Source organism: Dehalobacterium formicoaceticum (genome assembly GCF_002224645.1).
GTDB lineage: Bacteria > Bacillota > Dehalobacteriia > Dehalobacteriales > Dehalobacteriaceae > Dehalobacterium > Dehalobacterium formicoaceticum.
Genome location: NZ_CP022121.1, coordinates 3,477,999 through 3,497,467, shown reverse-complemented (window position 1 = coordinate 3,497,467; position 19,469 = coordinate 3,477,999). Strand labels below are relative to the sequence as shown.

Here is a 19,469-nt window from a genome sequence, read left to right as displayed (position 1 = left end):
CTTAAACCTGCATCAATGAACTTGTGTCGTGGGATATAATGAATTTTGGCTATTGTATTCATTAATTCTTTGGTATTGATTGAGTGCTCCGTCTCCTTCCCCCGACATATCTACCAACTGATTGCGTACTACGGTGATATGCTTTTCTTCAGCTTTAGCCAGATCGGCAAAAAGTGCAGCCATATCCTGGTTTTCACTGTCCTGGGCTTCCCGCATATACCTTACATATTGAATTAATGCTTGTTCCTTTTGTTTTAGGATTTCTTCCAAATGGTTCAAAGTATGCATGTTATTCGTCTCCTTAAATTTATTTAAAGGTCTGATAATCAATCTCAGGGAAAATATGATTTTGATTTTCCAGCTGCTCAAGCTGCTTTAAATTAATGTTGTGATGGATCAATTGCTCATAGAGATGGTTGAAATGATGCAAATGATTTTTGGTTCGTTCTGTAGCGTATGAAACCATGGTTCCTGTTTTCATGATAAAAGCCCAATCACTGGACTGAGCAAGCAAGAGTTCTCGTGCCGCCTGTTTAAGTGTTCTGGTGATATTTTCATCCGCCGAAGGAAAACGTTGGACCAATTCACTCATCCGATACGCCGCCTGATGCAGATTAGGATAGATCCAGGCGTTGGACTCGTCCAGCCATACATCATGATATCCTTGATTGCCCCAGCTGGACATACAGGGCTGAGTAATCTGATTATGGGGAAAGCGGGATAAATAGTCCATGGGTGTAATAAGCTTAATATTTTGGGGATCAGCTGCAATGCTGCGAAAAAGGTTTTCTAAAAACTGAGGCCCTTCAAACCACCAATGACCAAATAGTTCGGCATCATAAGGAGCCACAATAATTGGTGGCCGGTCCATTTTTTTGCTTAAACGTGAGATTTGTTTCTGGCGATTTAATTTAAAGTTCAGGGCATGTTCCCTAGCTTTCCTGGCGGCTTGCTCCGGATGATAAACTTGTTTTTCCTGATTTTTTCCGGTAACACGGTAATATTTAAAGCCTGTATTTACCTGCACACCTTCCGGGTGGATATAAGGGTAAATATAATCATAATCCAAATCAAACCCAATATCTCGATAGTATTCCCGGTAATCAGGATCACCGGGATAACCCTCAGACATACTCCAAACCTGTTTAGAAGATTCCTGATCTCTGGAAAAAGCCGCTACCCCGGAAGGACAAAAGATCGGAGCATAACAGGCATATTTAGGTCTATGAGTTGCATAAAGTATGCCATGAGTGTCAAGGAAAAAATATTTTAAACCATATTCATTCAGGATCTTATCGTCACCGGGATAGTAACCGCATTCCGGGAGCCAAATACCTTCCGGAACAGATCCCAGGTATGATTGATGGGTCGCGATCCCAGTAGCGACTTGGGCACGCACCGTTTTGCGGGAAGGCTCAGCCAAAGGAAAATATGCATGGGTAGCTCCTGAAGTTATAATCTCCAGATGGCCGAGGGTCATATGTTTTTTAAAGCCGTCAATTAATTTTTTATGGTATCTGTTCAAAAAAATATTTCGAGCTTTTAATAACTTTTTTTGATAAAAAAATGCCAGGGCAAGAAACTCAGGCTGCTGTCTTAATCGAATAATTTCCTTATCTGCTAATTCCAGGAGTAGGTTCAGGTGTTTTTCATAACGATTTTGCATTAATGGATCTCCCAGCATTGTGAGCAGAGGAGACGTTAATGACATGGTAAAGCGAAAAGGGATCTTTTCTTCCTCTAAACGATCCATCATATCAATTAATGGGGTATAGCAATCACTGACCGCTTCGTAGAACCACCTTTCTTCTAAAAAATGTTCGTGCTCCACATGGCGCACGTAGGGAAGATGCGCGTGGAGCACAAGAGCCAGATATCCTTGGGGCATTAATGATCCGTCCTTTCTGATCCCTGGGTCATAGCAGAACTTAAGCCATAGGAGATATTTTCTAAGTCTTGGTAGATATCACAAGGGATCCAGGAAGCATCCAGAGCTGTAGATAAAGATGCACGGGGAGTTTCAACATCATTGGAGCGGAGCAGGGGATAAAAACTACCATCTTCTTTTAGTTCACCTAATACCACGTAATAACCGGAATTGTCATCTGGAACGTTGATAAACCATCTATTACTATCTGGGGAAATATTAAGCTCAAATAAAGATTTAGCACCATCTTCTGAATGGTCTGTTATCTGGTAAACTCTTAAAACCGGGGTTCCTGATCCCCATTTTAGTGAGGGTGGAGCATAGGCGTAGAGACAGGTAGGATTTTTGACAAGCAAAACCATATGTTCCTTTTGAGTTGAATCAGGATTTTTTTCCAGGGGAGTTTTTTGAATATGATTTCCCTGGGGCGAGAGTTCCTGGGAAAATTCATTTTGTCCGGAAGGAGACGGTTTGCGTTGTTCTTGTTGGGAGAAAAAAAGACGGGATTTAAACAGCAGCATAATAATAATGGAAATAACTAATACAGTGATGAGAAAATAAGATATAATTAACATGATTAGCCTCCTTATTACTTATTTCGTCATTATTATCCCCGAATTTAGTCTTCCTATTTGAAGATGTTTGAAACTATAGCGAGGTAATTACTGCCTGACGATGATTTAAGTTGAAACCAGGAAGCTTATGAGTCGATCATCCTGAAAAAAATAGCATGAAGAAAAATGATGAGGGAGGAAAATTTTTTGAATGAGCAAATTACTCAGCCGCGCTGGCAACCTTGGGAAGGCGTTTTAGGTATTATTGGCATCTTTCTCGCCATGACGGTTTTAGGTATTGTATTGGAAGCCTTTGTGGAGTTAGACGATATAAAGCCATTGTTGCTTGCCTTCACATCCAGCTTGGTCCAGACTTTATTCATGATCAGTTTACCTGCCTGTATTGCAGTACTTAAATATCGTCATTCTTTTCGGGACCTAGGGTTTGTTAAAGGTGGTTTTTGGCAGGCTGTACCTCAGGGTCTCAAGTGGGGCGGCGGTCTTTTTGTGACAGTGATGATTTTAGGAATCTTTAGCAGTATTTTTTTTCCAGGGGAGCCGGATCTGCAAGATTTTGCTAAAATTCTTTTAATGGTTGACTCCCAAGGCGAATTCATTTTAGCCTTCATCATGGGCGTAATTCTTGCTCCTATGGGAGAAGAGGTGTATTTTCGCGGCTTTCTTTATCCGGCCTTGCGTCAGCGCTTTGGAGTAAAAAAAGGAATCCTTTTTACAGCCTTGTTTTTTTCTTTTTTGCATTTCGATGTCTATCGTTTTATTCCTATTGCGGTGGGCGGGCTTGGTTTAACATATTTATATGAAAAGACAGGGAATCTTTGGACGAATATAATCGCCCATGGTGTTTGGAATGGGGTCATGATTTTATTGATTTTTCTCTATTAATCAATATAAGGCTTGCTTTCAATCACTTGTTCCTGCCCGCCTTGCTCCTGATACCTGCGCATACCATGGGCAGGTATTTTTTCCGGAAGAAATTTTGCAATATCATCCGTTGCTTCATTGGTAAGAATCTGGAGAGTATTTTCCCTACAGAAATGGTAAGTGATGAAATGGTTGGTGGAAACTTCCGGCGTTGTGGGTACAAAGTATACGGTATCGATTTTCTCCAATAAATAAGTAAATGTAATAGGATTTTTTTCACCTTTCGGGAAAACAAAGAAATAAGCCTGGGGTTGAATAAGCTGCAATTTTTTTTCTATTATGCCCAGAGGAATGTTTAAATTTCTTGCCGTGGGACGAGGCTTGCCGGTAATGGGATCCTGATCCAATTCAATGAGCACATGACCGTAGGCATCAAAGAGAATGCCAGACCGGTCCTTTAAAACAAAATAATAGTGGTAATCGTCAAGGGGCAGTTCTTCTTTTAAGAGTACCTCCCAGCTATCCGGTGATTTTTGCCGCAGCACAGGGGTGGGACGAGCTTGCTGCATAATGGTTTTGACGGCAACGTTGACGTAGCTGGATAAAAAGGCGATACTTCTCAGGTATCTGGGAGGAGGAATAAAAGAATTAAACAAACGGTTATCTACCGGGTTTAGAGTGCATTTGATCAACTTACGATAAAATAACATCACAAAAAGCATGGCAAATAAGGGCCATAAATAGATGAGACTGACCCAGTTAAAGGGACCGCGAAAGATTAAATAAAGCAGCCAGCTCCAAAAAAGCAATTGAAAGGCAATATTGATATTAATGTAATGGATCACTGTTTTGATCGGCTTGGCCGGAAAGATGTATTGCATTTGATATTTGTAAATCAGGTTTTGGATTTTTACCGTAGTATTGGCACTTTCTTCGTAAGATAAATCCAGAATTTCCTCAATAATATCCTGAAGTCGGCTTACCCGCCGCTGGATGATTAATGAAATAAATATTCCCACGGCGCCCAACAGGGATAATAAACCGGAAGTAATATTAAGCAGAATAAAAAAGTAGCTGTTTAATTCAAACATAATGACCCCTTTAGTTTTCCAAGTTTTGTCTTAAATTTTGTATCAAGGTGCATCCTTCTTGATTACCACTATTCCGGCAAGCCAATTCCGCAATGCGGAAAGCGTGCTGCAGCGTTCCGGTACTTAAATCTCTGCGGGAAGCTTGTTTGCCTAATAAGGCGGTGCATTCAAAAAAAGTGGGGATAGCCGTGGTAAATGATTCTTTGATGAGAAAAAGGCCCGTTGGCTTGATCATCGTGCTGATGACTTCCCACATTTTTTCCGTATAAGGAAAACAATCTTCCGTCAGAAAGATGAAGAACATTTTCAGAAATTCCAGAAAATGTTGAGTGACGCCATCTTGATTTTCAGAAGTTAAATTTTTTAAATAAGATTTAAAAACTTCATTAATGCCTAAAATAATATTTTCGATACGATAATTTTGACCTTCCTCGATGAGCAGATTAAAAGCTTCCATTAAAGGATTCTTTGCCGGAATACCGGAATCATCATTTAAAGCTTGCCTGGTGGCTTCACCCACTTGGTCAAGACGCAGATAATTTTGAAGACAGGTAAAATCCCATGGTGCGGTGAGTGTTTGCTGTATACGCAGGGTGAATTGCTGCAAACTGCTTTCGGTCAAGGATATCAACCTCCCAAAATCCTTTACATGATAGTTTGATACCCTGATCTTTTTCTATTCATCAGGCGCACCAAGGTCTCGCTTCCATTAAAAGTCATACTTCCATCAATTGACGACCTTCATTTTATTGGATAAAATTAATTGTTCTGATTATTTTTGACTATTTTATGTTTAGTTGCTACGATGATTCTAAGGTATATGCTATCTAAAGAAATTGAAGAAACCGTTTCTATAGAATCTTATGGAAGAAAGAGTTAGAAGTAAGAGTTATTTGAGGAGATATGATCATGAAGGAAAAACCGATCAGGGTTGGAGAAATTTTTGAAGCAGAAATTACAGGTATATCCCATCAAGGATGGGGTATTGGCCGTATTGAAGGATTTACTGTTTTTGTTCCGGGCAGCTTGGTGGGAGAAATTGTGCAGGCGGAGATTGATCAGATGAAAAAGAGTTTTGCCGTGGCAAAATTAATCCGTGTTATCCATGAATCGCCTTATCGCATGATCCCGCCTTGTCATGTTTATGATTCTTGCGGCGGATGCCAGCTCCAGCATGCCCGATACGAGCATCAATTGGAAATGAAGAAAAAAATTGTGGAGGATGCACTAAGGAAGATTGCTCAAATGCCTGAGGTGGAAGTGCGGCCGGTGCTGGGCATGTCCCATCCCTGGCAATACCGTAACCGGATTCAGCTTCACGTAAAAATTTACCATGATCAGGTCGAACTGGGATTCTTTAAACCCGGAAGCCATGAATTAATCTCTTTTAGGGAATGTCTTCTGGTCCCTGATGTTTTTAATCATATTCGCTCTTTTCTTCAGGAGGAACTAACTACATACAAGGACTCGGATAATCTTTCTTCATTAAGGCATATTGTATTGAAGATCAGTGCCTACACCAAAGAAATCGCCGTGATCTTTGTCACCTCGGAAAAGAAGTTTCCTCTTCTCCCCAAGCTGGCCCAGTCTTTATCCGGCAGGTTTCCTGAGGTGGTATCTGTGGTACAGAATATCCAGAAAAAAGAATCCGGTGTTTTATTCGGACCCAGGTGGCAGCACATTTTAGGGAAGGAAAAGCTGGAAGATAAAATCGGCAATGTGCTTTATTCAATTAGCCCCGGCTCCTTTATCCAAGTGAATCCGGAACAAACCCGGGTTTTATATGATCAGATTAGGGATTTTGCAGATTTAAAGGGTGGCGAAACAGTGCTGGATGTGTATTGCGGTATGGGGAGCATTTCTCTCCAAATGGCGGAAAAAGCGGGGCAGGTCATCGGTATTGAGGAGTTTCCCGAAGCGGTTAAGGATGCTGATTATAATGCTCGGTTAAACGGATTCAACAATGTACAATTTCTGGCTGGAAAGGCAGAGGACTTGTTGCCGGAATTGGCTGCAAATGGCATTAATCCCCAACTATTAATCGTGGATCCACCCCGCAAGGGCTGCGATCCGGCAGTGTTATCGGCCATTGCCAGGATGAATCCCTCAAAACTGATTTATGTTTCCTGTGAACCGTCAACTTTGGCAAGGGATCTTAAGACATTGGGGCAACATGGATATCAGGTGGTTACTGTGCAGCCGGTAGATATGTTTCCGCAGACGGGGCATGTAGAGACGTGCGTACTTTTGTCCCACAAGAAATCACAAGCATCTTCACCGTCTTTATAAACAGGGAAGTTGAACAAAATAGACTTTAGGGGCAGCTCAGCCTCACCACATGGAAAAATCTCTATTTCTTTGATTAACGAAGATATTAGGGATTTTTTCTCTTCATCGCTGATTTTGTCGTACACTTTGTCGAAGTTTGCTAACAGGGTATAGATGTTTTCTAAAGTGATTGCATCCTGCTCTACAGCTTTGCGGCGCAGCAGAACATCTTCAATTTTTTCTTCAAGCTCTACGATAATATCATATAGTCCATCAAGCCTGAGGGTCATATCATGGATTTTACGCTCTCTGAAACGAGTATCCTCAGGCAGGCTGTCGATTTCATTTTCAAGCCGGGTTTTATTCAATTCTGTCTCTTTTAGCTTGGATTCGTAATTTTTCAGCTCTCTGTTCAAGGTGGAAGTATCAATTTCTTTCCCAATCCTTGATTTAATTTCTCCTGCAAAATCCTGATTCTGAATCAGCTCTCGGATCGCTTCAATGACTAACGGCTCGATGTCGGTTTTCTTGAGCATGGTTGTATACTCACAGGTTTTTCCTCTGGCTGCACGAGCTTTGCTGCACACATAATAATACACTTCTTTATAGGTACCGTCTTTGTTTGTCCATGCGTGCTTGTTGGTATACATTGGGCCGCCGCATTTAGGACACTTTAAAATACCGCTTAACAAATGTGCTCTGTCACGACCTATTTTGGAAGGTGACTTAACGCCTGTCAGCTCTCTTTTTTCATGTGCAGCATTCCACAGCTCTTCACTTATAATTGCCTCATGTTGACCTTCGGCTATAATGTAATCTTCCTGCGGGACTTGCTTATATTCATTCTTACTTCCTTTTACTTTTTCACGTACACGTCTGCCATAAGAGATTTTACCGCAGTAAACAGGATTATCAATAATCATCCTGATAAAATGTGTGCCCCAGAGCGAAAGGGTGCCGTTATTTCGTTGTACTTTCTGAATACCTTGCAGGTTGAGGTAATTGGCGATTTTATGAAATCCCATATTTCCATTCAGATATTTATCAAAGATAATGCGTACAGCCTCAGCCTCATCCTCTTGAATAAAAAGCTGTTTGTCTTTGAGGAAGTAACCGTAAGGAGCAAAACCACCGTTCCAGCCGCCCTGACGAGCTTTTTCCTTTCGTCCGTTCATTGTCTGCTCGATAATGTTTTCACGCTCTATTTCAGCAACGGCAGATAGAACGGAAATCAAAAGCTTTCCGCTTGTTTGTGATGAATCAATGCCTTCCTCAATACAGATTAAATTCACGCCAAAAGCTTGAATATGCTCCAAGGAGTTCAGAATATCAGCTGCATTCCTGCCAAAGCGAGACAGCTTGTACACCAATACATAATCAATCTCTAAACCATTTTCAATATCAAGCAGCATTTGCTTAAAGGCAGGTCTGCCCTCGATGGATTTACCAGATTTACCGGCATCTTCGTAGATGTTTACGATCTCCATTTCTTCTCTATCAGCAAAACGCCTTAAGTTGCTTTTCTGCCCATCCAAGCTGAAACCATCTACTTGCATTTCAGTGCTAACACGGGGATAAAGCACACACTTTTTTCCACTCCTATTCATAGTCATACCTCCAATATAATATTGGAAAATATCTATATCTCAAATACAGCCATTTACTCAACACGGTTTATTTCATCCAGCACATCGGCACCATGCTTTTCTATAATCTGCGAAAGCACCTTAATGAAATCCTGAAATGATTTTGATGCCCTTGCCGCATACAATTCTTGAGGCAGGGTAGCTTCGACCGCGGTTTCTGGTAAGTTTTTGATATTTCCCATTTGCAATCACCTCCAAGTGAGGTGCTTATTTTGATTATAAGCACTTATTATCTTTTGAGAAGTTTGTCGTTGTATCAGTAGAAGCACACCACAAATTGCACTGTGCAGAAATGTGGTGTGCCTTATCTTTATGTTCATGTGCCTTATTTGCCACGCACCCAGGCAAGGGGGATATTTTGAGCTGTCATTGGCTTGACATCATAGCCCCGCAATACCGATCAGCCTTGTCCCTTCAAGAGGCAGCAAATATCGCAGGAACTCCCCCTCAAGTCTGTGGGAGGTCGTGAGAAAGTATCATTATTCCTGATGTGTGTCATCGCACCAACCGTGCCAATGGTTGGTCTAATGGCTGCATTTATCGCTTCGACTGTGCAATGCACTGTCATCATGGCGCTGCCCATTATGCCGCTTTGCTTTTCAGCCACATAGGATTCGTACTCAAAATACCGTATATTTAGTTGTCAAGGAACAAAATTGCATGACGCTAAACTCGTCTTACTAATCAGGACAAAAAACGGGTGAAAGTAAGGGGTGTTAAAGAAATTATTTTAAAAATATTTAAAATAATTTCTGTTCAGGGGATTGTGTAGCTGATGAATACATAGGCACAACAAAAAACACCCGCAACCCTTTTTTCAAATGAGTAGTAGGTGATTTGTTGTGGTAAAGGCTGGATATGTTCTTCTTGTTGTTTGAAACCAAATGATTTATAATGTTTGTATTAATATGTGGAGGGCGTACAATGAAAACTTCGGATATGATACGGCAGTTATGTGAACAAATGAATATCAGCGTTTCGGAGTTGGCAAGACGGTTAGGTCAGTCACCACAGAACTTTGGCAAAAAGCTGAAACGTGAGACGATTACATTGGAAGAGCTAAAGGCTATTGCAGAGGTTATGGATGTAAAATTTGAACAAGCATTCATTCTTCCTGATGGCAATGAAATAAAGGCTGGAAATGAGTAAGGGAGGTGGCTTACTATGATGATTAGCCCGGAGGTCTACTATGAAGAACAGCTGAAAGGAAATACTAAAGAGCAGATTATAAGTGCTATTCGTGGGCTTAAACAAGAAATAGGTCGCCTTAAAAACATAATGGAAAGCCCCGGCTATGGCCAAGAGCTGATTGTGCATCCGAGCGAGGATGTGCGCCTTCACTGGACTTGTGAATATTTAGAGAAAGCCAAACAAGCCTATGCTGAAGCTGGCGGAATCTATACCTTTTCAAAATCAGAAGAAAAGGCTGCGGACTTCACGCTAAACATGGATTCTATCTGTAAGATTACTTTCGGTATTGGTGGTTTCTTTGGCGGTTACCGTAGTTATACTGTAGAAATTTTAGATGGATTGAAAGCCTATACAAAATTATGGGAAGATGAAGAATCACTCATTCTATTTGACAATGAAAATGAGGAAACATTCACAAGGGATACCTTTTTAGCGGCATTGGCAGATCTTCATATTGGCGAATGGCGTAGAAGATATACGACCCGGCGATTTGGATATACGGTATGCGACGGCACGCAGTGGGAATTGGAATTTGAATATAATAATGGCCATAGGCCTGTAAGATTTGATGGCGATAACTCCTACCCGTATAACTTCGATAGGTTCAAGATGCTATTTGGCATTGACGACACTGAAGAGAACGAAGATGAGGATGATGGCGAGTTCAAACCTCTTTAAGAGTGGTTGTGTTTTAAATGGCTTGAAAGATTAAAATATATCGAATAATGGAGGAGTGAAATTGGATATAGACAAAATGAAAGCTTTATCATATGAAGAGCTGCGTGCTACTTATAAAGGTTTCCTACATAGCCAGAGTATTTCAAAATTAACAATCAATACTGCTTATACGGATACCTTCTACCTTTGGAGAAAAGGGAGCAAAGATTTGTTCTGGGATACAGTAACTGCAATGGATTTTGAGGATTCGGCAAAGAATGAGCTAATAAAAGCTCTTACTGAAAATTCGACTGGTAATGTCAAATCGCTTGTTAATAGCTATTTGTCTCATTTAAGAAAGTTCCGTTTATTTTTAGTTTCTGATGGAACTGCCCAGCCGTTTACACCAATGCAGGATAAGGTTGATAATCCTTCGAAACCTCGTAAAAAGAGACTGGACGTTGAAGTACCCGCCCCATCAATCGAGCAGGTCGATTTTTATCTTGAGAAGTGGGATGGTCTTGAGAACTACCACCTGCAAGAGGATGCGCTTCATAAACTGTTCTTTGAGCTATGTCCGAAGAATACCGACATTGTTGATATTCTCCTAAAGGCGTCAACGCTCAATGATTTTTATAGCACAAACATTTTCTCAATCTATCCGGTGGCTAAACATATCTATAATTTAGATATTGATGCGAGACTTAATGCCGGTGATGTTACCTTGGTGGGTGATGTCCAGTATGTAACCATCGGTGATACATTGAAGAACTTTTATTCCTTCGCCTCAAAATATTGCAGCCATCATAATCCGCTTGAATATCCGATTTATGATAGCTACGTTGATGAGGTGCTTCGCTATTTTAGAAATAACGATGAATTTTCAGATTTTCAGGATGGCGACTTGAAGGAATATGTTAAGTTCAAAAGCATTCTGAATGATTTCCGTACATTCTATGGCTTGGATCAATATAACCTGAAGCAAATTGATCAGTATGTATGGCAGCTCGGGAAGGATTACTTTCCGAAGAACTATGGGAAGAAAAGCTCTATTTTAAAAATCTCTAAAAGCTAATGAAACTGTAAAAAGGAGGAGATCATGATGTCTAAAATTTGCAATTCAAAAACAGTCAGCGTGATCTGGTCGTTGATATTGGGAAAGGTTTCATTTCTTATCAGCGGAGTAATTGCCTGCATTGTAATATTGCGTCTTGATAATTATATTTTAGGAACAATAATCGCTGGAGGCGTAGGGGGACTTTTATTTGGCCTTTTACATTGGAAGCACAAGATGATTGGCCGAATGACCATTGCGGGTCTTATCGCCGTCCCAATCGGTCTTTTGGGAAGTTTCGCTTTAGTCGAAGGTTTGGTAGGTGGTTTTGGCTTACTATTTCCTTCAGTTGCTGCTTACTTTGAAAATTCCAGCATTGCTGACATCATTGCTATCATTTTGATGGGAATAATATTTGGAGTGATATTTGGGGCAATAGCTTATGACCGTAAATCCATTCGGTTGTTTTCTGCTGCTTGTGGGGCTGTCTCAATTCCTATCGGATTATTAGTAGGATCTATGAATTCGGGGCATTGGATAAAAGTGTGGCTGGAGAATTTATTTCATATATTTGGGAAGATAGATTTGAATTTTTTAATGATTATCACAGGATTTGGCATTGGTGTAGGTCTTAGTATGGGATTATATAGTATGACAAAACAAAGAAGGTAAGGAGTGGTACTGCAACATGAGGATTGATGTGGCAGTGTAAAGATATTATTAGATCATATGATGGGAGGTATATTGGATTTTATGAATTTAACACAACAAACCAAGTCGCCTGACGATTTATCAGAGGCCTTGGCTGAATGTAAGGCTTTTGCGAAGCGTGGACATATACTCGCTAACGATGCAGTATCATTACTAAATCGTGTAGTCAATAATGTATCCGAAAAGTTACAGAGTGAAATTATTAACCTTCAAGTCAAAAACAATATACAGATGAATTTAAAAAAACAATAGTAGAACTTTATAATTCTGGAAAGAGCCTAGCAGAGTTGAATAGTGAATATGCCGTATCAAAATCAACAATAACTGGCTGGGTAAAGAAAAATAAACCTGTTTCTGTAGATAAAAATACAACTATAACAGCAGTGGAACATAAAAATTTATTAAAGAAAAATGCAAAACTTGAGGAAGAAATTGAAATATTAAAAAAGGCTATGGGCATATTCGCAAGGAAGTAACTACTATATTTGAATTCATCACTAACAACAAGAAATATCATGATATTAAGCTCATGTGTAAGGTTTTAAAGGTAGCTAGGAGCTCTTATTACAAGTATTTAAATAAAAAACCAAGTGATCGAGAATTAGAAAATAAAAATATAGAAAAAGAAATCATAAATATCCACAAAGAGAGCAAAAACCGTTATGGAGCACCCAAAATAAATGAATCACTAAAAGCATTGGGGATAATTATTAGTTTAAAAAGAACTCAACGTTTAATGAAGAAGTTGGGAATAAAATCTATAATAATAAAAAAATTTAGACCAGCATCATCTAAAAGGAAAATAGTAGAGAAAGAAAACCTTTTAAAAAGGGATTTTGAAACAGCTACTATTAATGAAAAGTGGGTAACTGATATTACTTACATCCACACAATTAAAGATGGTTGGTGTTACTTAGCTTCGGTTATGGATCTATATAGTAAGAAAATAATAGGACATGCTATGTCTAAAACTATTGATACCCCATTAGCGCTACGGGCTGTAAAGAATGCTGTACAGCTTCAAAAACCAAGCACTCCATTAATACTTCATAGTGATTTAGGATGTCAGTATACAAGCTCCGCTTTCAAGCAATACATAGATAGTACTAAACTTATTACCCATTCCTTTAGTGCAAAGGGATGTCCTTACGACAACGCTTGTATAGAGTCATTTCATGCTTCTTTGAAAAAAGAGGAAGTCCACCTTGTTAAATATTTTGATTTTGACACAGCAAGATTATCGATATTTGAATATATAGAAGCTTGGTACAATAGAAAAAGGATACATAGCAGCATTGGTTATATCTCACCACAAAACTGTGAAGATTTAGCTAGAAAAATTGCATGAAAAGTTCAGCTTTTTGTGTCTAAGATATTGACATAGATCCATTTTGAATATTCATTGATGAAGGTGCTTTAGTCGCAACTTCAACCAATTCAATAATATCTTTATCTGAGATCTCCGTATCTTTAAATCGACGGATACTCTGTCTCTTGCTGACAACTTCTTTTAGTTCCATGCTATTGCACTCCTTTACGCTCTTTATACATGGCTAACAGTTTGGTGATAGTATCTGCCGCACGATGACATTTTAAAATAGAATTTTCTTGCTGTTTAAATTTGGGTGGTAACATCTCTGTTGTAATTTTATCAACAAAACCGTTATCTTTCACAATATTTCCGTCAGCACAAGTCATACCATATTTACATGAGTAACATTGCGAAAAAGCACCCACTAAAAATTTTGAAATTACTTTCATTTTATTTTTATTCGCAAAATGTTCTACTATATTCAGTACTTGACTATTTTCTTCATCCTTAGAATAACCAGTCGATAGAATGACAATCGGTTTATCTTTTAAGGAGAAGGTGCCTTGGTGACGAAAGCAGAAACATCGTTCTAACATCGCATGTGTCAAAGCATTGGGTACATCATAATAATTAGGTACGCCTAGAACAATAGCGTCTGCTTGAGCCATAGCTTCTGCAATCTCTTGAAAATCATCTTCTACAACGCATTTATTGTCTTTCGTACAACCAAGGCAACTGATGCAACCTCCTATATGTTTCCCAAATAGGGAGATATACTGTGTGTCCTCCTTGCTCTGAGAAAGAATTTCTTTGATAGCGTGAGCGGTAATACCATTTTCCCTCGGACTACCTGATATACCTAAAATCATATTCATACACCTCCTATAATTGAATTACTTAATAAAACTTGATCCTTTTTGAATAACCATCTTTATTTTTGACATGACAAAGTCATAACTACCTTCAGCATGAGGTTTTGTACAGCCGGAACAATCTTTTACCCCATTGGTCACTTTGAAGTTACCGCCACATTCGTTACCTAACATATACAATGGACAATAACAGAAAAGGCAGTTAAACTTGTCTTCCTCTACTCCTTTGTGACAAGGAAAAAATTCACATTGTCTATGTTGATTAAACTTATAATTATCCGTTTTGTATGTTCTCATCATTTACTCCTTTAATTCATTTTTTTCTTTTTTCGCATGTATATAAAAAATTCCTAGGAATTTCTAGATTATTGTAAAAATGAATATGTGCATACCCACCAAGGAAATTTTTGTAGGTATAACCACATGACCATTTATTGATATTGCCATTACCTCTGTCTTTTTCAACACTATAAACTGTCTGGTCATCCAAGTGCTCCGTCAGTTTTGAGCGATGAAACTCATGAGCTTCAAAATTGGTCATATCTGATCCAATAATCGATTCCTTATTGATTCTGACATCTACATAACCAAATCGTTGTAACTTTTTTGTCATGACAGAGTCATTTTCCAAGATACCAACCATTTCATAAGCATTATCCTCAAGATCCACTATCCGGTTACACATATACATAAGTCCACCACATTCCGCATAAACTGGGCCACCTGCTTCAATAAACTCTTTAATAGATGTTCGCATTTGTTTATTAGCCGATAGCTCTTTAACAAATACTTCTGGAAAACCACCTCCAAAGTAAATACCATCTATGGATGCTGGAACTGCCTTATCTTCTAAAGGACTAAAATACACTAGTTTCGCTCCAAGTGCTTCTAGTAGTTCTAAGTTGTCTTGATAGTAGAAGTTAAAGGCCTTATCCAACGGCACACCAATTCTTACTTCATCAACAACTTTTTTTATGCCTAAATCTACTCTTTTTAATGGTGCCGCACTTTGCCCAAGTTCCAGTAAACCATCAAAATCAATAGAGTCTTCCATCAAATTACTAATCAAGTCGATTTTGTCTTGTAGCACTTCTACTTCATAAGAGGGTATTAAACCTAGATGACGACTATCCAAATTAATGTCAGGGTGTTTCTTTAAATAGCCAAAACACTTTACGCCCGTCATTTCTTCAATAGCTTCTTTTAATATGTCATAATGACGTTTACTGTTGACCTGATTAATAATCACACCTGCTACGTCCACATCATTATCAAAATGCTTAAAGCCGTGTACAATTGCTGCGGCACTTGTAGAAATACCACTACCATTAATGATGAGTACAACTGGTGCTTTTAATACTTTTGATAAATGAGCAGTACTGCCAACATTTTTATGAACAATATGCCCATCATAAAAACCCATTACGCCTTCGATAATAGAAAGATCTTTATTCACTCCAGTTTGTTGCATTAAATATTCTATAGGGTTTTCCTGTATAAGCCATGTATCTAAATTTCGCGATGGGTTTCCAGTAACAAATGTATGAAATGCAGGATCGATATAGTCTGGCCCACTTTTAAATGGCTGAACATTAATTCCTTTCCGTCGAAACCCATTTAAAAGACCTAGGGTGATTGTCGTTTTACCTACACCACTATTTGTACCTGCCAGGACAAATCTTGGACAATTCATTCTATCTAAGTTAGCCATTTGTAACTTCCTTCGCAAACGTCGCTACCGATTTCAAGTCATCTTTATCTGGTTTTCCACGATGCATTACTGTAAAGCTCCCTCTACAATGAAACTCTTTATCAGACATCGTGATACCTCTTTTCTTAACTAATTTTTTAACTTGATTGTATGTGGACTCGATAATCGCCGCAGAACTAAAATTAACTACTTTACCAACATTTTTGTCTAAAGTATTTATAAAGGTTTTAACTTCTCCGGACACGCCTGCTGCGTAAACAGAGCTTCCTAAAAATAAAATATCTGTATCTGGGTCTACAGGTTGTGAAAGTGGAAAAGCTTTAACACCTATAGCCCTTCCAATGGCTTCAGCTAACTTTTTTGTATTACCCGTTTTCGAATAATATCGCACCGCTATTTTCATCATTTCCTCCTCCTTTTTAATATGTGACTTGTTTTTTAAATTATTTTCAGTATAATTATTACATATATATCCGTTTTTAAAATATAATTATTTTTGATAGATACTATCATTAATGATACCGAGGTGATGAAATGTTTAAAAAATACTTAGATGAATGTGGCTCTTGCCAAATCAGTCCAGAAGTAAGAGAAGCACTCTGTCCATATTGTATGGCACAAAAAGTCATAAAAGGAAAATGGAAACTTCTAATTTTCTGGCATCTACAACAAGGTACCAAACGATTTAATGAACTAAGTAGACTTATTCCTGCAACTCAGGCAACACTTACGAGACAATTGAGAGAATTGGAACAAGATGAAGTCATTGTTCGGGAAGTATACAACGTCATACCTCCTAAAGTGGAATACAAATTGTCACCACTAGGAATCGAGTTTGGCAATGTCTTGTCTGCTATGAATATTTGGGGAGTCGAGTATCTCACACACATGGGCATGATCAATCAAGACAACTAATTAATCGCTTAAAATAAAAGGTTTAGCCTAGCGTGTACTATCAGAGGCTAAACCTTCTTTAAACATGGCTACCTGTACTGCACGATATTTAGAAGTTATATACTTCTGGTTCTTCTGTAAATGAACAAATACTTGCTGTTACATCTTTTAAATAGAACGGCGCCATAATATCCGCTGGGAACATGGTTGCGATTTTCTCGTCCATCCCTAGGAATGTGTTTACTGTTTCTTCTGAGTCTTCAAGTACTGCAGTGCCGTAAAGTCTTAAGAATTTCTCTCCGTCATAAGCAGAAATAGATACTTTATTATCTGCTTCTAATTGCTTAAATACATTCATTGGTTTAGCTGCTACAAAGTATAATTTGTCATTATATGGAATTGCAATTCCCATTGGTCTTACATCAGGTGCTCCTTCACTATTTGTAGCTAAATAAAACACCTTACTCTTGTTTAAAAATTCTACTATTGCTTTCATAAAAAAATCCTCCTTTTGTCTTATGCAACATATTTTATTTATTCTCAATATGATTATAGCATTCACAGCTTTTTTTGTTAATACATCTATTTTTAATAGGTACTATCATTTTTGATACTGACTTAATGAATTGAAAGCCTTTTGTTTTATCTGTTAAAAAAGAAATTTTTCTCTTTACTTCCGATAAAAAATCAAAAATTTGTTTCATTTATCGTTGTTGGCACATTATTTTTAACTGCTTCAATGACATTTACAAATGCTTCAACTGGTTGCGCACCATAAATAACTTCCTTTTCATCAAAGATGAAATACGGCACACCATTGATTCCTTTTGAATGAGCATTCTGTTCAGCTGTCCTTACTTCTTGACTATAAGCCGACGAAGTTAGAATGCCTTTTGCTTTCTCTCTATCTAACCCCACTTCAACCGCAAGGTCTAACAGTGTTTCTAGATTGGAGATATCTAAAGCTTCAATAAAATAGCTTCTCATGACAGCTTCAGTAAATGCACTTAATCTACCCTTTTCTTTTGCATAATAAGATAAACGGTGGGCATCAAATGTATTTGTCCGTTTTAAGTCATCAAAGTTAAACACCAACCCTACTTCTCTTGCACTTCTAACAATGTTGTTATTGGTTTCAATTGCACGTTCAATACTTATGCCGTATTTCTTTGCCATCAATTGATGAATGTCTCCCTCATATTGTTTTTGCGCATTAGGATCTAATTCGAAAGATTTAAATATAATCTCAACGTCATCTGTCATCTTTAATTGTTCAAGCGCTTGTCCAAGCTTTCTTTCACCAATATAACAAAATGGACATACATAATCTGACCAAATTTCTATTTTCAATGTTATCTCCCCTTTATGAACATTATTTTATCTATTATATTGCAATAAAGACATCAATCGCCTCTATAAAAACTGATAATCTATGAACCTTTAGTTTAGAAAGTAATTCATCTGAATGAATCATTCTTCCTACGCATTTTGTAACTCAAACGCTTGAATTTTATAACCTGTTTTTAAAGCATTCTTTGTAGTACCTCTCTTTGCCTGAATTTCAACATCTTTTACTAATACATCTGATAATTCCTTTGATACTTTCTTTAAATTTTCTTCCTTTAACTTTGCTAATTCACGATTTAAACTCATGGTATCTTCCTTGTTATTCACTATGTTTAATACATATCTTTCTTGCTTGTTATTTCATCTCTCAATAGAGTTATATCTCATTTAGTCTTTTAACCTTACAATTTTTTCAGCTAATTTAACCATATGGTCATCATCTATATCAGGGTCCGAATAAAACGGATTATAAATGACGTCTTTACGCTTGATATAAGCTGTTTTCAACCCAGCACTTTTAGCACCAAACAAATCCCAATCATGAGAAGCCACCATTACGACTTCAGAGACATCCAATAGTTCTTCATTTGCTACGAATTTATATATATCTTCAAAGGGTTTGTAGCGGGCTACTGCATCTACTGAATAATACCCATCAAAATATTTGATAATCCCTGCATTTGTCAGCTGTTCTTCCATCATCGTTAGTGATGAATTGGATACTGCAATAACTTTTAAATTATTATCTTTAAGCATCTTCAGCGCTTCAGGGACATCTTCAAAAGCTGGCATACTTCTAAAAGTATTCAATATACTTGCTTTTTCATCTTCTGATAAGGATTTTCCACCTTCATGGAACACACTTTCTAACACGACACCTGCTAGTTCTCCAAAATTCTTATACGCGTTCATGCTAGCCATTACCAGAGACGTCTGAAGCAACTTTGTAAACCAATACTTTAGGACATACTCATCTTTAAAATGCTTATCAAAATGCGTTTTAAGGGGTTCCAGATTAAGTAACGTTTCATTCATATCGAAAAAAACTGCTTTAATCATTTTTTACATCTCCCATCTAAATAATTTGATTATAAAGTTTCACTTGCATAGGACTTCTTTTTTTGTGCTTCAAATTGTGAAACAAATATTGCTGCTAGTATACCAACTATTAAAAATAAATATGATGCAATATTAAAGATAATCGTTGTGTTAATTGTTTCCATTACCCAACCATTGATTGACGTACCGACACCTGCTCCTAAAAACATGTTGAATGCTGCAAGAGCCATTGCTGTACCCTTCATATGAGGTAATTTCTCCTGTGCTGTGGCAATAATTGTCGACTGCATAAA

Annotated in this window: 26 protein-coding genes; 9 read left to right on the top strand and 17 right to left on the bottom strand. The window is 38.0% G+C overall.

Annotated features, from left to right (window positions below; all coding sequences use genetic code 11):
- Window positions 1-12: 12 nt before the first annotated feature.
- From CEQ75_RS17005 to CEQ75_RS16995, 3 genes are read right to left on the bottom strand one after another with little or no spacing between them, the layout of a single operon-like run.
- Complete coding sequence (locus CEQ75_RS17005; protein ID WP_089612234.1) at window positions 13-288, bottom strand: hypothetical protein; 276 nt, start codon at window positions 286-288, stop codon at window positions 13-15.
- 19 nt (window positions 289-307) lie between these two features.
- Window positions 308-1,888, bottom strand: a complete 1,581-nt coding sequence (locus tag CEQ75_RS17000; protein ID WP_089612233.1) for a glycoside hydrolase family 57 protein — start codon at window positions 1,886-1,888, stop codon at window positions 308-310.
- The gene (locus CEQ75_RS16995; protein ID WP_089612232.1) at window positions 1,888-2,502 is read right to left on the bottom strand and encodes a DUF4912 domain-containing protein; all 615 of its coding nucleotides are present in this window, start codon (window positions 2,500-2,502) and stop codon (window positions 1,888-1,890) included. Before CEQ75_RS16995 ends, CEQ75_RS17000 begins: the two co-directional genes overlap by 1 nt.
- A gap of 186 nt (window positions 2,503-2,688) precedes the next feature.
- On the opposite strand from CEQ75_RS16995, the gene CEQ75_RS16990 reads away from it, so the two are divergent.
- Window positions 2,689-3,384 (top strand): CPBP family intramembrane glutamic endopeptidase, encoded by a 696-nt coding sequence (locus tag CEQ75_RS16990; protein WP_157677519.1) that lies wholly within the window; start codon window positions 2,689-2,691, stop codon window positions 3,382-3,384.
- Here the strand turns inward: CEQ75_RS16990 and CEQ75_RS16985 are convergent.
- Window positions 3,381-4,454 carry a hypothetical protein gene (locus CEQ75_RS16985; RefSeq protein ID WP_089612230.1) on the bottom strand — a complete coding sequence of 358 codons (1,074 nt, stop codon included), beginning with the start codon at window positions 4,452-4,454 and terminating at the stop codon, window positions 3,381-3,383. The two genes, CEQ75_RS16990 and CEQ75_RS16985, sit on opposite strands and share 4 nt — an antisense overlap.
- A 10-nt stretch (window positions 4,455-4,464) precedes the next feature.
- Window positions 4,465-5,076, bottom strand: coding sequence for a hypothetical protein (locus CEQ75_RS16980; protein WP_089612229.1), 612 nt, complete (start codon window positions 5,074-5,076; stop codon window positions 4,465-4,467).
- 287 nt (window positions 5,077-5,363) lie between these two features.
- Between CEQ75_RS16980 and rlmD the strand changes: the two genes are divergently transcribed.
- Entirely contained in the window at window positions 5,364-6,743 is a 1,380-nt protein-coding gene (rlmD, locus tag CEQ75_RS16975) for a 23S rRNA (uracil(1939)-C(5))-methyltransferase RlmD (RefSeq protein ID WP_157677518.1), read from the top strand.
- On the opposite strand, the gene CEQ75_RS16970 is transcribed toward rlmD, so the two are convergent.
- Both CEQ75_RS16970 and CEQ75_RS18770 read right to left on the bottom strand, forming a co-directional pair.
- A complete protein-coding gene (locus CEQ75_RS16970) occupies window positions 6,635-8,329 on the bottom strand; it encodes a recombinase family protein (protein ID WP_089612227.1) in 1,695 nt (564 codons plus the stop codon). The genes rlmD and CEQ75_RS16970 overlap by 109 nt on opposite strands.
- Before the next feature lie 53 nt (window positions 8,330-8,382).
- Entirely contained in the window at window positions 8,383-8,550 is a 168-nt protein-coding gene (locus CEQ75_RS18770) for a hypothetical protein (protein ID WP_198306585.1), read from the bottom strand.
- Between the two features lie 742 nt (window positions 8,551-9,292).
- Here CEQ75_RS18770 and CEQ75_RS16965 point away from each other — a divergent pair.
- The 6 genes from CEQ75_RS16965 to CEQ75_RS16940 all read left to right on the top strand — a co-directional run bounded on the left by CEQ75_RS16965 (window position 9,293) and on the right by CEQ75_RS16940 (window position 13,329).
- Window positions 9,293-9,517 (top strand): helix-turn-helix domain-containing protein, encoded by a 225-nt coding sequence (locus CEQ75_RS16965; RefSeq protein ID WP_089612226.1) that lies wholly within the window; start codon window positions 9,293-9,295, stop codon window positions 9,515-9,517.
- A 15-nt stretch (window positions 9,518-9,532) separates the two neighbouring features.
- Window positions 9,533-10,237: a hypothetical protein gene (locus CEQ75_RS16960; protein WP_089612225.1), complete on the top strand. Its 705-nt coding sequence runs from the start codon at window positions 9,533-9,535 to the stop codon at window positions 10,235-10,237.
- Window positions 10,238-10,298: 61 nt separating this feature from the next.
- Entirely contained in the window at window positions 10,299-11,291 is a 993-nt protein-coding gene (locus CEQ75_RS16955; RefSeq protein ID WP_089612224.1) for a PD-(D/E)XK nuclease family protein, read from the top strand.
- 24 nt (window positions 11,292-11,315) lie between these two features.
- Window positions 11,316-11,942: a hypothetical protein gene (locus tag CEQ75_RS16950; RefSeq protein ID WP_157677517.1), complete on the top strand. Its 627-nt coding sequence runs from the start codon at window positions 11,316-11,318 to the stop codon at window positions 11,940-11,942.
- Between the two features lie 72 nt (window positions 11,943-12,014).
- Window positions 12,015-12,233: a hypothetical protein gene (locus CEQ75_RS16945; RefSeq protein ID WP_089612222.1), complete on the top strand. Its 219-nt coding sequence runs from the start codon at window positions 12,015-12,017 to the stop codon at window positions 12,231-12,233.
- A protein-coding gene (locus CEQ75_RS16940; protein WP_242965492.1) for an IS3 family transposase occupies window positions 12,230-13,329 on the top strand; the annotation gives its coding sequence in 2 pieces (ribosomal slippage) (window positions 12,230-12,422 and window positions 12,422-13,329; 1,101 coding nt in all). Before CEQ75_RS16945 ends, CEQ75_RS16940 begins: the two co-directional genes overlap by 4 nt.
- Window positions 13,330-13,348: 19 nt before the next feature.
- On the opposite strand, the gene CEQ75_RS16935 is transcribed toward CEQ75_RS16940, so the two are convergent.
- The 5 genes from CEQ75_RS16935 to CEQ75_RS16915 are packed head-to-tail and all read right to left on the bottom strand — an operon-like array spanning window position 13,349 to window position 16,282.
- Entirely contained in the window at window positions 13,349-13,501 is a 153-nt protein-coding gene (locus CEQ75_RS16935) for a nitroreductase family protein (protein ID WP_015045067.1), read from the bottom strand.
- 1 nt (window position 13,502) lies between these two features.
- Complete coding sequence (locus CEQ75_RS16930) at window positions 13,503-14,162, bottom strand: flavodoxin family protein (protein ID WP_015045066.1); 660 nt, start codon at window positions 14,160-14,162, stop codon at window positions 13,503-13,505.
- Between the two features lie 24 nt (window positions 14,163-14,186).
- Entirely contained in the window at window positions 14,187-14,462 is a 276-nt protein-coding gene (locus tag CEQ75_RS16925) for a cysteine-rich small domain-containing protein (protein ID WP_089612220.1), read from the bottom strand.
- Between the two features lie 16 nt (window positions 14,463-14,478).
- The gene (locus CEQ75_RS16920; protein ID WP_015045064.1) at window positions 14,479-15,876 is read right to left on the bottom strand and encodes a cobyrinic acid a,c-diamide synthase CobB; all 1,398 of its coding nucleotides are present in this window, start codon (window positions 15,874-15,876) and stop codon (window positions 14,479-14,481) included.
- Window positions 15,869-16,282, bottom strand: a complete 414-nt coding sequence (locus CEQ75_RS16915) for a flavodoxin family protein (RefSeq protein WP_201736491.1) — start codon at window positions 16,280-16,282, stop codon at window positions 15,869-15,871. The genes CEQ75_RS16920 and CEQ75_RS16915 overlap by 8 nt, the downstream gene beginning before the upstream one ends.
- A 128-nt stretch (window positions 16,283-16,410) precedes the next feature.
- Between CEQ75_RS16915 and CEQ75_RS16910 the strand changes: the two genes are divergently transcribed.
- Window positions 16,411-16,791 carry a winged helix-turn-helix transcriptional regulator gene (locus CEQ75_RS16910; RefSeq protein WP_081582761.1) on the top strand — a complete coding sequence of 127 codons (381 nt, stop codon included), beginning with the start codon at window positions 16,411-16,413 and terminating at the stop codon, window positions 16,789-16,791.
- Window positions 16,792-16,879: 88 nt separating this feature from the next.
- Here CEQ75_RS16910 and CEQ75_RS16905 read toward each other — a convergent pair whose 3' ends face one another.
- From CEQ75_RS16905 to CEQ75_RS16890, 5 genes are all read right to left on the bottom strand, one after another.
- A complete protein-coding gene (locus CEQ75_RS16905; RefSeq protein WP_015045062.1) occupies window positions 16,880-17,266 on the bottom strand; it encodes a pyridoxamine 5'-phosphate oxidase family protein in 387 nt (128 codons plus the stop codon).
- Window positions 17,267-17,457: 191 nt separating this feature from the next.
- Window positions 17,458-18,120, bottom strand: coding sequence for a DsbA family oxidoreductase (locus tag CEQ75_RS16900; protein ID WP_015045061.1), 663 nt, complete (start codon window positions 18,118-18,120; stop codon window positions 17,458-17,460).
- Window positions 18,121-18,249: 129 nt separating this feature from the next.
- Window positions 18,250-18,423: a hypothetical protein gene (locus tag CEQ75_RS18505; protein WP_015045060.1), complete on the bottom strand. Its 174-nt coding sequence runs from the start codon at window positions 18,421-18,423 to the stop codon at window positions 18,250-18,252.
- 81 nt (window positions 18,424-18,504) lie between these two features.
- Complete coding sequence (locus CEQ75_RS16895) at window positions 18,505-19,176, bottom strand: haloacid dehalogenase type II (protein WP_015045059.1); 672 nt, start codon at window positions 19,174-19,176, stop codon at window positions 18,505-18,507.
- A gap of 29 nt (window positions 19,177-19,205) precedes the next feature.
- On the bottom strand, window positions 19,206-19,421 hold the full coding sequence (locus CEQ75_RS16890) for a hypothetical protein (protein WP_021315111.1): 216 nt from the start codon (window positions 19,419-19,421) through the stop codon (window positions 19,206-19,208).
- Window positions 19,422-19,469: the final 48 nt, after the last annotated feature.